Here is a 13827-nt window from a genome sequence, read left to right as displayed (position 1 = left end):
TCTAAAATCAGTATGTTAATAGAAAAGTAAAAATAGATTAGCTATATAATCATATGATGTGGAATATTATTTGCTTTTTTCATAAAATATAAAATTCTTTCGTAGAGTAGGGGGTTGCAATAATAAATCCCTAAAGAAAAGGTTGAAATATGCGAGTAACATTTGGGACAAAATATAATCAAATGCTTAGCAATAATGGGCAAATGACTTCAAACTTGAATGATCTCAATACAAAAATTGCAAGTGGGAAAAAGATTCAGTATGGTTGGCAAGATGCAAGTATTTCTAACCAGAATCTGAAATTAGAGTATGATGAGGTAACCCTGCAACAAGGTATAGATGTATCAAGGACTGCTGAGACACAGACACTTAATACTGATAAAGCTTTGCAGGAAATGTCGCAAGCAATGGTGCAATTTAAAACAAAGCTTTTACATGCAGCAAATGATTTGCATACACCAACTTCACGGGAGGCATTAGCAAGAGACTTAGAGGCAACAAAAGCACATATTATTAATATTGCTAATACTTCTATTGGGGGGAATTTTATATTTTCAGGCAGTAAAGTAGGAACACAGCCTTTTGATATGGAAGGAAATTATTATGGTAATGATGAAGAATTAAATGCTCTTGTGAGTTCTCAAAATCTCGTTCCATTTAACATTACAGGCGACGAACTTTTTTATGGTTATGACAATGATAAAAATCGTGTTATCACAACAAATAGTCGTATGTTAAATCAAACAAGATTACATCCAGCTATTATGGATAATTCTGAAAAACATAGTGAGCCAGTGGAGGTCTATATTACAGAAGAGGATTCATTGCGTGATATGATAGGCGATGATGATAGTGACGCACGCAATAATGGAAAGGAATATTTTTATGTTCAGGGTGTAAATAGCCGGGGACAAAGCTTTAAGGAAAAATTTGCACTTGATGTTGGTTATACAAACCCTAAAAATGCAACAACAATGCGCGATTTACTTGAAAGAATAGGCAAGGCTTTTGGCAATACAAATACAACACAGGTTGTTGATGTTCGTTTAAATAAATGGGGTCAAATTGAAATAAAAGATTTGAAGACTGGTAGTTCTAGTATTGATTTTCATATGATTTCAAGTAATGCTGATGTTGATGATGTCTCAGAACTTGAAAAAATTGGTGCAAGGGTTAAGACATACAATCAACAAAATTTTACTTCAGAATTTAGTGCAAGTAATCTTAAGGGTGTTGATGATTTATATGATCATCGTGTAACACATATTCCTACAACACTTATTCGTAAAGATAATGTAATGACTGAAATTGATACAAAATTAGAAGATATTATGTCGGTTGAAACTCGTTATATTAAAATATCAGGTACACCTCCAAATGAAAATGATGGAACAGTTAGCACAAGGGAGTTGCCCGAACCTTTCATTTTCGATATTAAGGGAAAAGAGGTCCGAGATCTTTTTGTTGCAATTAAAGAATATTTTGGTGGCAAAATTGATGTAGAATTGGATCATGGAGAGATTAATATTTATGATAGGAACGTGCGTAATAAAAGCACAGACACATTGCACCCTCCTTTTGATGGCGAACGTGGTTTTTCAATTCGTTTGCAAAGTATAGGAGAAGATGGGCAAAATGAAGTGAATGGCTTTACTTCAAGTCTTGGAAAAAGTTATACTAAAACAGCATTTCAACAATTAGGATCAAAAATTCGTGGAAATGTTGTGCAATCAATATCAGGAACTTCTGTTTTGGCTTCACATAATACAAAGCTTATTGAGGTAACAGATGGCACATTGAATGGAAAAACTTATGGATTTAAGATTCATGATCATAATGGGATTGAATTGCAAGCAAGCCTCACATTTACCAAACAAGGTAGTTTTCTGGAGTTACCCACACAAAGTAACAATGGGCAAACAATTAAAATTCCATTATTTAATCCAGACGATGATCCACCAGCAGTAACGATTAGTGATGGTGATTCTGTAACCTATCGTCAGCTCATGGATGCTATGTCGATTGCATTAAATTATAGCAATGAAGATGATAAAAGTTTGGGTGCAGCACAGATTAGACATGGAAAACCTACACAAGATAAAAAAGATGCTTATGAAGAGTTACTTAAACGTGCTAAAACTAATATCTCGATTGATTTTGATAGTGAGGGAAAAATTACGATTCAAGATAATGTCCGCTCAATTACACGTATGACAATGATGTTTTATGATAAAGATCAAGATAAATTTGATAAAGATACAATTTATAATTCACGAGCAAATATTCGTTTGAATGCAAACACATCTCTAGTTGTTGATGATCCAAAGATACATTTCTTTAAAGGATTAAACGACGCAATTCAGTCTGTGCGTGATGGAATTTATCGTGCAGGAGCATTGCATGGGCTACGATACGATGATACTATGCAAAATAACGGTATTCAAAACTCTATTGCATTAATTGATCATTTAAGCGATCATATTGAAAAAATTATTGCAAAAAATGGCGCACATACAAGAACATTCCAAAACTCTATTGCAAGAAATGAAATTATAAAAACACAAGTAAGTGGCATTAAAGGTGATACAATCGGGACAGACTTGGCTGAAACATACAATAAATTTACAAATCTTAGCAATAACTATCAGGCTGTTTTAAACTCAACAAATCGTATTAATAATCTCTCACTTGTAAATTATTTAAATTAAAAGTTTTTTGCATTTTTAGGGGATTATTGCAAGAGATAGTAAGTTTGTTGTATTTCTTTATATTATTATACTTTACTCATGCGATATAATTATCTTTCTTGCTTATCTCCTTAAATTACATGAGTTATGTTCTAAAATTTTCTATCAAGAATATGTTACTCTAAAATATCTCCAACTTTTAATTTACAAGATTGCAAGAAACTTATAGCATTCATTTTTGATTTATTTGGTGGAGTAAAAGATTCTGCCCATAATTCACCTTTTTTGCATGCAATTAAAATTTTATCTTTTTGTATTTCTAAAATCTCACCTTTTTGTTTATGTTCTGAACGATTATCATAGCCCACAAGCGTATTAATCTTTAAGGTTTCTTCATTATATCTTATCCATGTTCCAATGTTATTCAGTGCAAGATAACGTAAATAACAAGCCTTTGAATCCTCTAAATCAAGATATGCATCTTTTTTTTCAAGTTTAGAACAATAAGTAGCTAATTCGTGATTTTGTGGTGTGGGACACAAACGATTTAGGGTAAAATCCTCTAAAACTTTGCAAAGTATATCTTTACCATAAGGGACAAGAGTTGTAAATACTTGATTAATTGTTTGTTTATAAACAATATCTTTATGTAGTGCATACGACTCAAGTATTTCACCGCTATCTAGCCCATTATCCATTCTAATAACACTTAAACCAAAGTGTTGATAATCATCTATAATGCTATTTTGAACTGGGCTAGCACCGCGATAATATGGAAGAAGGGAACCATGCAAATTGATACAAAAATAATTTTCCACAACTTCTTTATTAAGAATCTTGCCATAAGCAACAACAACAACTGCATCAATTTTTGTCTTATGTTTTGTTTCTATATTGTGAAGAATATCCTTGATTTCATAGCTCTTAATTGGTTGAAAACACTCTATATTTACACTAATTGCATATTCTTTTACTGCGGACATTTTTAGAATCTTTTTTCTACCAAAAGGTTTATCTGGTTGAGTGATTGTGGCTAATATATCGTATTGTTTATGTAGTTCCATGAGAATATCTCGTGCAAAAGGAGGTGTGCCAAAAAAGACTAGATTCATATTTTTCCTTTATTTCATAATATATATCAACAAAAATCTATCGAGACTTGACTATTTTGTTGGGATAAAACAAAAAAAGAACTCGATATTAAATTATGGAAAATGCAAGGAGATAATTTTGTTATCCACCACTTGTAAATTGTAAAAGTTCAAGACAATCATGTTCTTTAATGGTAATTTTCTCCCACGATTCTTTTTTAACAACATTAGAATTCAGGGCAATTGCAACAACACGTTCTTGTATATTTAATGTTGTAAGAATTTGAGATATTGTGATGTTATCAGGAAATACTTGGTTTTTGCCATTGAGAATAATTTGCATTGCATACCTTTTAAAGAAAATACCGATATTATAACATAAAATTACAAAAACCTTAAAAATCGTTTATAACCTTATAGAATCTTGAAAAAGATAGAATGAAGTAAAATATTTGTTATTTAATTATTCTGAATCTTTGTATAAATATTTTATAATGTTTGAATTCAATAATTAAAGGATACGTATGCAACAAGATTCTTCCAATAGTCCAAAAATTACGCAACTTATAGAAGATACACAAGAACAACAAGATGAAAAATATTTTGATAATAAACATCAAGAATTAAAGACAGATGATGGCAAAATGAAACCCATTATAAAGGGCGCAAACGACCTTTCACTTGGTATTTCTATGGTTGTTGCTGTACTGTTGGGATTGGGGTTAGGCTATGGACTTTATAAGCTTACAGGTTACTACTGGCTTTTGTGGGTTGGCTTGGGTTATGGTGTTGCTGCCGCGATATTAAATGTAGTAAGAGCATGTAAGCGACTCACTAAAGATTTAAATGAGTTAAAAAATGATGAAAAATATAAGTATATGCTCGATAAGATTATAGAAAAACAAGAAGAAAAAACTAAAAAGTAATATCTTATTATTTTAATGTTTAAAAATTATAGAATCACTCTATACATAAAATAACAAAATATATTTTTAAAATATTTTATAAACATTGAGTTATTAAACCTATTCTCACTTATTAATACTTGTCTCTAATCATGAGAGATAAAAAGTATGCATTAAATGAAGCGATAATTATATATAAATAGACACTAGAGTGCAAAGAAGTTTTTGTAGATATGTGTAGAGATAAAGCTACTTTTATGTTTCTAAAAAATGTAACAAATTTTAACAATATTAAAGATTTTTAGAATCTTAAGAGTTCATACAATGTAATTTAATTTTTAAAATATTTTTTTTAACATTTTATTTAATGGATTTTTATACAATAAGCGATAAAAATGTTAAGGATATTTATGTATGCCACTTCGTCTCTTAGCCTTATTGTGCCTGTTTGTGTAATAGTTTTTGTAATGCTGACAAAACGTGTAGTATTATCTCTTTTTATAGGGCTTGTGTTGGCTGGGATTATGATGGGATTTGCAGAGAGTATCTTGCATAATAACCCAATTATCTGGGGAGAAAATTTGCTTCAGACGATTTTATATATTTATGGTAGCATAGCCCATATATTTTATGAGATGACACAAGATGGTATTATAATAGAACAATCTAACCTTTATGTATTTGGATTTTTATTGATTCTGGGAATTCTTACTCAACTCATTGCACATTCTGGTGGCATATCTGCTTTTGTCAAATGGGCTAGAAACAAGATTAAGAGTGCAAAGGGTTCAGAGTTTTTAGCTTTTGTTGCTGGCATTGTGATTTTTATTGATGATTATTTTAATGCACTCACGGTTGGACAAATCAGTAAATCCCTTAATGATGCAAATAACTCAACAAGAGAGCGATTAGCCTATATTATAGATTCCACTTCCGCACCTGTATGTATTCTCATGCCTATTTCCAGTTGGGGAGCATATATTTTAGGTATTATGGCAGGTCTTAAAGAACAAGAAGATGGATTCTTTTTACTTTTATCAAGTATCTGGGGGAATTATTACGCATGGTTTGCACTTTTAGCTGTGTTTTTAACCATTTTTTGGCAAGTAAATCTCCCCTCAATGAAACGCAACCAAAATGTTGGTGTGAAAGATTTTTTACAATCTAAACAAAAAGCTCCGAGTAAAGTATCTTTACTTCTTATTCCGATTATAAGCTTGATTTTCTTTGTTGGTATTCTTATTTTTTATACAGGATATAGAGAATCTCAAAGTTTAAATTTTATCGATATGCTTGCTAATACACAAACGGGATTTTCACTTTTTTGGGGTGGATTAAGCGCTCTTTTTCTAAGTATTATTATTTCTTTTAAACATCTTGATACCGATGCTTTTTTACCAATTTGCAAGGTGGGGATAGCCTCAATGACACCCGCTTGTATTATTCTTATACTTGCATGGAGTATAGGTCCGGTGATTAAAGATGATATGCAAAGTGGGTATTATCTTGCTAATCTCTCAAAAATTTGGCTTGATAATAGTTTTATTAGTCCCCATATCGTAATTCCTTTGGTTACTTTTGCAATTTCGTCATTTATTGCTTTTTGCACTGGAACAAGCTGGGGTACATTTGCAATTATGTTGCCTATTGGGGCAAACTTAGCAGGATTGCATGGACTAGAATTTAGTTTTATTATGTCCGCAGTATTATCTGGTGCAGTTTATGGCGATCATGCATCTCCAATTTCTGATACAACAATTTTATCTGCGGCAGGAGCTGGTTGTTCTGTGCAGAGTCATTTTATTACACAGTTGCCTTATGTTAGTAGTGTTGCATTAATTAGTCTTATTGGATTTTTAAGTGCGAGTATGTTTGGTTCTCTTCTTGTGGGATATGTAGTTGGAATAAGTCTTTGTTTTCTAACATTTTGGCTCTACAAAAAAAGATTTGGCTAGAATCTTGTTTTCATAGATACAAAAAAATAACACAAAAAATGAATGTTGTATATTTATATCAAGATTCTTTTGAAGGAAATAAGAGCATATTTATAGAGTATAGTAATAATCCAAATATTAGATTCTATGCCAGAGAGAATGGATGATTTAAATTTTTTGTAGAAGGGTTCGAATGTTTTTTAATTTGTGTGCATTCTATAATTATAAAGTTTTATTTCTTATTGAATGCGATTTTGTAAAATATGTTTTTTGTAGCATGAAACCATAGATAAGGATTCTCTAAGAAAAATATATATTTTTTAAAGATTCGAACATTAATAAAAAAATTATAAAAGAATATAATGATAATTAAAGTTTTTGCATTACAGAATCTAAAAAAGAGTAATGTAAGCAAAGTGTATATTTTGTTCCTATCTGATACAAAAAACTTATAGGCACTTGAGATCTAAGGATAAAATGTAGACGTGATAGCAAATTCAGTCGTCCAAGATACAATCTACAAATTGTATCGAAATTCCAAGAAATAGCTTCTCCCCATTGCGGGCTGATAATATGGATACTTTTGATATGTCGCATAGTGAGAGTTAAAAAGATTTCTTATACCAAGATTTATTGTGAAATCCCTTATGCCATACATTAGCCCTAAATCACTGAGAAAATATCCTCCTTTATTCATAATATGTGTGCTTCCATCTGTGATAGTCTCTCCATTTTGCGAACCTGCTGTCGTATCGCGACTTTGACTTACATATGCATTGTTCCAGAATATCGTGAGATTCCGTGTTTCACTCTTATAAGCACTTATTTCAATGTTAAGTGTTGCTTTGAGAAATGGCACATAAGGCACGGAATTGCCCCTCAAATGTGCGTTTGCAATATTTGTCTTTAAGACATTTGTATAGAGATAGCTTATCCCCTCGCTAAGTCGCAGCCAATCGCTACTCCCGATACTTTGAGATGCCATTATCTCTATCCCAGCCCTCTGTGTCTGCCCGAGATTGCTATAAGCATAGCTCGTGCCGTGTTCTATGCTATTGACAAAGATTTCATCAAAAGTATGGGTATAAAATATAGTCGCAGAGAGATAGCTCCAGCGAAATGCGTCCCTCCAGCCAATTTCACCGGTAAGGTATCGCTCGGGCTTGATACCATTAGATTCGTTTTGATTGAGCGTGCCACTATTGCCAACATTGAGCGTAGAATTTGGGTCGGCATTAATCATTTGAAATGCCGATGGTGAGATAAATCCTAGCTCTGCTTTCGCATAGACATTGCCACTATCGCTATATTTGAAATTTGGCGTAATCTCTGCGGCATAGCCTAATCGCGAAGTGTGGAGGTTGAAATTATACGCTTCATTGGTTACTCTTATGGTAGGATTGTGGGGTATTGGGATTGTCATAGATTGTTGATATGTTTGATTATTGCTTGTCCAATAATTTGAATACTCTACCCTTGCTCCAGCACTCAGCTCAAAGGCTTTGGTAAATTTGATATTATCAAAAATATAGAGCGAATTTGAAAGCTTCGTAGCGATATTGTTTGTATCACTTATATAATAATTCATAGGATTTTGAGACCCAGAAGGTTTTGGTAAAAATGTATGATAAATATAATTTTGTCGTTTTGAATTTTCCACAATATTATCTAGCCCGATAATAAGCGTATTTTTCTCTATCTCGTGTTTGAACTTGAGATTCAGCCCACCGCCTTGATTTTGGAATCCAGAGTTATTTCCCATATCCATAGTCCCACCACTCCAAGCAGTGCCATCAAAAGTTCCTGACCCAAACTCATAATCCGTATATCGCAATTTGCTAAACTGATAAAATGCAAGCGCATCAAAGCTTAGAGATTCACTGAATTTCCCTGTGTAGTTCAGTGAAGCCTGTGTAGAATCTGATTGTGTCTTTATCGTATCTTTATCTGGAGTGTTCCATTGGCTTAGGATTTCGCTTTGAGGTTTGTCCTCATAGATTGGATTATTTGTAGTCCCGACATCGTTTGCCATAGTAAGATACGCTCGCGGATAGCTCGTCCATAAATGCGAATAATTGATATTAAAATCAAGCTTATGATTGGCATTTATCTCATAGAGGGCTTGAAACGCCCCATAGACATTGGTATTATTGTCATTTTTAAATGCCTTGATTATTCCTCCAGCCGTATCCACACCTTGCGTATTTCGCACCCCGCCTTGATAACCTCCACTTATATCAGCCCTAAGGAAGAGATTATCATTGACCCGCTTCCCACCTGCCACGCTTAGAGAGGTACCTTGCAAGCCTACCTTCTTACCGCTATTTGCTTTAAGCACTATGCGTACGAAGTCTTTGCTTGGAGCTTTGGTAACGATATTTACCACGCCACCTCTCGTGCCATTCCCATAGACAACTGCGCCACCGCCCGGGATTACCTCGATAGATTCTATATCTTCAATATCGATATTATTATATGTAGGGACGCCATGGCTTGTATCAAGGAGGCTGATTGGGACGCGATTGACGAGGATTTTCACGCTACGATTAGCATCCATGCCTTGTCCTCGTAAGTCAATATTGTTTCCAAAGCCATTATTACTGAATGTGAGGAGTGGTTGATATTGCAAGGCTTGTTCAAGGCTTTGATAGCCTTTATTGGATAGTTGTTCTTTGTTGATGAGTAAGATATTTTTTGCTTCTTCTTTGAGTGGCAAATCAAAGCCAGTGGTAGAAGTAATAATAACATTGAGTCTTTGAGTAGAGATTTTTGTAATTTCACTACCTGGATTACTTGTTGCTAGCAGGGTAGCAGGAGTTTCGTTTGCATAGATGATCTCATCTAACATTATACTTATCGCAAACAATGAACATATATATTGAAAACATTTTTTAAATTTCATATTGGTCCTTTTTTAAATTCTTCACAATTGAGGGAGTAGCTACACTTTGAGATTTTCAAAATTTATTTTTGTTATCATGAACTATTTTTAGTTTTTCTAAATGTTAATAGAGGAATTGTTCAGAATAAAATTTTATTTAGAAATAATATTAACAATTAAAATGATATATAAAATAATAATCTAATCATAACTACTTTTAAATATTACAATAAATTAACTTAAACAAAAATAAAAATGAATATTATTTTATATATTTGATAGTATTTTTATCTTGTGATTGTTTGGGTGTAATAAACCCATGAGTATATTGCTCTAGATATTGTTTTGTAGAGTATTTGAAAAGCAAGAAAGTTGAATGACTTGAATCAATGTGTGCATGTTGATATTTGCAGTGATTAGACTTTGTCCAATGCGGTAAAAAGTTAAATAATAAACTTATACATTATGAGAAATTTTTATCTCTACATATATTATCATAAATACTTTTTTATAAAAAAATATTTATGATAAGTGAGTGAGATTTCTGAGAATTTTATTATTTTCCTTTAATATGTTGAATTTTATGGATATATTGGTAATTTATTTTGATTGCATGTTTTTTTGGAAGAGAATTTGCGAGTCCTATTAAGACTTCTTCAAAGTCTGAAAAGAGATAATTTGCCATGCTACCGGGTACAGGATTTATTTCATTGAGATAAATTTTTTCATCAATAACGAAGAAATCACAACGGATTAACGCACCATTAAAGCTGTCTGCATAAATTTTTTTAAAAGCATTCTGTAAATTTACTTTAAGAGTGTCTGGTATTTCTGCACTTAAAATTTCTTGTGTACGAGAAAAATCAAGATATTTATCTTCAAAATTTAGAAGATCTTTTTTGTCCGGCTCTTCAATAATTGAGAAAACAAACTCATTATTAATTTTTGCTCCTGCTAGATTATATTCTTTTACACCTTTAATAAAAGGTTCAATAATTACTTCGTTAGAAAATTCATATGCACAATCAAGCGCATATTCAAGTTCTTTTTCATCATTTACTACACTGACACCAATTGAGCTACCCAAACAAGTTGGTTTAATGATAATAGGATATTCAAATGGTGTTTGGATGGTGTCTTTTTTGTGATAAATAGTGAAAGGTAGTGTATTTACTCCACATTCTTTTGCATAAATCTTTGTTAAATATTTATTATAACTTAATACACTTGCTTCTAGTCTAGGACCAATAAAATTAATGTTAAAAAAATCAAATAAACTTGCTAAAACCCCATCTTCACCATCTGCACCATGAATAAGATTTAAGATGAGGTTAGAAGTAACGGGCTTTTTTTTACCAAGCAAACCCGTTTCGTAGAATCCGCCATTGCCAAGCTCAAGCTTTTTTGCTTTTTTATATTCTTGTGTGCTAAAATATTTTGATTTCATATTTTCGAGATGAATGGAATAGAAATTATGTTGAGAATCTAAGAAAATACATGCTTCTATTTGCACTTTTTTTCCTAGTTTTTGGATAAGTGTAATAGCACTTACGATACTAATTTCATGTTCATAACTTATTCCACCAAATAACAAACTAATTTTCACAATATTGCCTTTTATAGTAAAATCATTTAAAATTTTACTATAATCTTTTTTATGTTTTACTTAATTTATTTTATATTTTAATAATGTAGTAAAAAAATTTTATATGAAAAATTATTATCAACTTCATGAATAGTGTATGTAATATTAGCTTTAAATAAGTTAGAATTTAAAAATATAATTATTACTTTAAAAATTTATAAATATTATTATCATTGCATATCAATAGATATTGCCCTTAAAGTTTTTAAAATATCAACACATTTTAGAATCTTTGCGATTTATTGTATTGAATTAACAAGAGATTTTTTTGTTGGGTCTCTCCATTTTTATTTTTATATAAAAATGGAATCTTAAATGGTCATTTGTGTGCTATTTATGTTTTCTAAATTTTCAGTAAAGTTCTAATTAATAATCATATATTTAGGATAATTAGTAAAATTACCAACTATAAGTAGCATTCACTCCATAGAAAGTACCACCAAGATTATCATGACTTACTTCAGGGGTAATAAGAAAGCGAGATTTTGGTTTGTATTTTGTTGTGAAAACATACGCCCACCCCCATGCAATTGCCCCTCCAACAATGGTTTGCAAGATTGTATGCTTTCTCGCTGTTACTCTTGAAGCTGCAGTGATGACACCAATGGCAATCATGGGTAATGCGGGTTTCCAGCCATATCGATAATATACATATCCAGCGGCACTAAAAGCACCTCCTGAATGTCCGCTTGGCATACCTTTATAGTCCGCACAACATGGTCGTTTGGCAAACAATAGAGAATCCCCCCCACCATTGTTATATGTATATTCCATACCTTTTTTGATAACTTCGATTGTGCCTTGTGTTGCTAAAGAAGCTATAGTAAGCTGCCATGCCCCCTCATAATCTTTCATACCCAAACTTACAATTAACATGCCAAATGGTGCAAGTGTAAGAATATTGCCTACTTGCTCAAATGCTGCATTTGCACGTACTGTGCTATTTATAGCACAAAGTAATGTAAGGAATATTATTATTCTTTGGAGTTTTTTCATTATCAATCCCTTCTAATTTTTATGTCTTATTGCTATATTTGGTTAATACAAAATTATCATAATGTTGCTATTAAAATTGTTCATCAAATATTTTGTTGTATTTCAAGTTATTTAAAACATAAAAAACTATTCTTTCAAAGAATATACAAAAATATTGCTGAAACCATAAAAATATAAAATTAAGAAGTAGTGTTTGTGAGAGATTCTATTAAATTTAAAATCTAAACAATCCATTTTTATAGAAATTAAAATATTAAAATTAACTCATGAAAACATAGATACATTTTGAAGAGACTTGGTTAAATTATTGAGAGAGTCGATTCGGCAACTTTGTGTCTCAATGATAACAATTCTTTATAGATTATAGTTATTTTCATGGTTTTTATTTTCTAAATATTATATAGAATCCCAATTACAATTGATTAGCAATGCTCATAGTTCTTTTTGCATTTTAAGATCTATTTAACAGGGCTAATATAATATCAATGACTGTCTTGGAAATCTTGTAGATTCTCAAGGTTTAAACGCATTTCCTCAATCATATTGTGAATAGCTTCAGAGTTTTTAACGCTCTTTGATTCTAATTTTTCAAAATGACTTTCAAGTTCATCTAAATAATCTTGAATTTGTCCAATGATTGTTGATATATCTTCTTTTACAATATCATCCATAAGTAACCTCCTGCAATAAATAACAAAATTAAATTAAGCCCACTAAAGATTTTGCTTTTTCATAGGTTGTTCGTGCAATATCTTTAATATATTCTTCATTTTGTGTCATTAATCCATGAATGTATCCTCCTTCTGAAGTAAGTCTGGTATATTCTTGTTGAATTGGCTCTAGCTCTGCAAAGATTGCTTCGGCAAGTGCATTTTTCAAATCACCATAACCTTGAAAGCTTTTCTCAATCTCACTTCTTGATTTGTTGCTTAAGCATTCATAAATACATAATAAATTGTAAAGTCCTCCCCGTTCTCTGTCAAATGCAATTTCATTTAGACTATCTGTTGTGGCTCGTTTTATTTTTTTTATAATCATATCCTTAGAATCTAACATATAAATGATGCCGTTTTCTGAAGAATTTGATTTACTCATTTTTGAGTAAGGATCATCAAGCGACATAATTCTTGCACCAACTTCAGGAATTAGTGGTTCAGGAATTTTAAAACATTCACCATACTTTTCATTAAATCGTATGGCAACATCGCGTGTAAGTTCTAAATGCTGTTTTTGGTCTTCACCAACAGGCACAAAATCACTTTGATACAGTAAAATATCTGCTGCCATAAGTGCAGGATAATTAAAAAGTCCAACATTGATATTTTTTGGATTTTTCTTAGATTTATCTTTAAATTGCGTCATGCGATTCATATCGCCCATGGGAATATTACAATCCAGTATCCAAGCAAGTGCGGGATGATAATCAATGCGACTTTGGATAAAGAGTTTTGAATGATTGGAATCTAAGCCTGATGCAAGCAACATCGCAAAAAGCTCGAAAGTTTTTTGCTTCAGTTCTTCTGGATTATTCTGAATAGTGATTGCATGCGAATTTACGACACAATAGATATTTTCATATCTCTCTTGATTTTTCACCCAATTTTTAATTGCTCCAAGATAATTACCTAAATGCAATTTTCCTGTCGGTTGGATTCCTGAGAATGCTCTCTTTTTCATTGATTGAGAAA

10 protein-coding genes are annotated in these 13827 nt (G+C 31.7%); 3 read left to right on the top strand and 7 right to left on the bottom strand.

All coding sequences use genetic code 11. The annotated features are described in order from the left end of the window. Positions 1-149 precede the first annotated feature (149 nt). Complete coding sequence (gene flgL, locus CQA53_RS01990) at positions 150-2708, top strand: flagellar hook-associated protein FlgL (protein ID WP_115542351.1); 2559 nt, start codon at positions 150-152, stop codon at positions 2706-2708. A 155-nt stretch (positions 2709-2863) separates the two neighbouring features. Here the strand turns inward: flgL and CQA53_RS01985 are convergent, their stop codons facing one another. Both CQA53_RS01985 and thiS read right to left on the bottom strand, forming a co-directional pair. After that, positions 2864-3799, bottom strand: coding sequence for a methionyl-tRNA formyltransferase (locus tag CQA53_RS01985; protein ID WP_115542350.1), 936 nt, complete (start codon positions 3797-3799; stop codon positions 2864-2866). A gap of 121 nt (positions 3800-3920) precedes the next feature. Continuing rightward, positions 3921-4121: a sulfur carrier protein ThiS gene (thiS, locus tag CQA53_RS01980; RefSeq protein WP_115542349.1), complete on the bottom strand. Its 201-nt coding sequence runs from the start codon at positions 4119-4121 to the stop codon at positions 3921-3923. Between the two features lie 181 nt (positions 4122-4302). On the opposite strand from thiS, the gene CQA53_RS01975 reads away from it, so the two are divergent. Both CQA53_RS01975 and CQA53_RS01970 read left to right on the top strand, forming a co-directional pair. Continuing rightward, entirely contained in the window at positions 4303-4704 is a 402-nt protein-coding gene (locus CQA53_RS01975; protein ID WP_115542348.1) for an AtpZ/AtpI family protein, read from the top strand. 389 nt (positions 4705-5093) lie between these two features. Continuing rightward, positions 5094-6638, top strand: coding sequence for a Na+/H+ antiporter NhaC family protein (locus CQA53_RS01970; RefSeq protein WP_115542347.1), 1545 nt, complete (start codon positions 5094-5096; stop codon positions 6636-6638). 496 nt (positions 6639-7134) lie between these two features. On the opposite strand, the gene CQA53_RS01965 is transcribed toward CQA53_RS01970, so the two are convergent. The 5 genes from CQA53_RS01965 to trpS all read right to left on the bottom strand — a co-directional run bounded on the left by CQA53_RS01965 (position 7135) and on the right by trpS (position 13816). Beyond that, entirely contained in the window at positions 7135-9519 is a 2385-nt protein-coding gene (locus tag CQA53_RS01965) for a TonB-dependent receptor (RefSeq protein WP_115542346.1), read from the bottom strand. 535 nt (positions 9520-10054) lie between these two features. Continuing rightward, positions 10055-11104, bottom strand: coding sequence for a D-alanine--D-alanine ligase (locus CQA53_RS01960; protein WP_115542345.1), 1050 nt, complete (start codon positions 11102-11104; stop codon positions 10055-10057). A gap of 438 nt (positions 11105-11542) precedes the next feature. After that, positions 11543-12139: a phosphatase PAP2 family protein gene (locus CQA53_RS01955; RefSeq protein WP_115542344.1), complete on the bottom strand. Its 597-nt coding sequence runs from the start codon at positions 12137-12139 to the stop codon at positions 11543-11545. Between the two features lie 482 nt (positions 12140-12621). Continuing rightward, positions 12622-12810, bottom strand: coding sequence for a hypothetical protein (locus CQA53_RS01950; protein ID WP_115542343.1), 189 nt, complete (start codon positions 12808-12810; stop codon positions 12622-12624). 28 nt (positions 12811-12838) lie between these two features. Further along, the gene (gene trpS, locus CQA53_RS01945; protein WP_115542342.1) at positions 12839-13816 is read right to left on the bottom strand and encodes a tryptophan--tRNA ligase; all 978 of its coding nucleotides are present in this window, start codon (positions 13814-13816) and stop codon (positions 12839-12841) included. Between the last annotated feature and the right edge of the window lie 11 nt (positions 13817-13827).

Source organism: Helicobacter didelphidarum, from assembly GCF_003364195.1.
GTDB lineage: Bacteria > Campylobacterota > Campylobacteria > Campylobacterales > Helicobacteraceae > Helicobacter_A > Helicobacter_A didelphidarum.
The sequence above is the reverse complement of the archived record's forward strand: the minus strand, read 5'-3'. Positions and strand labels throughout refer to the sequence as shown.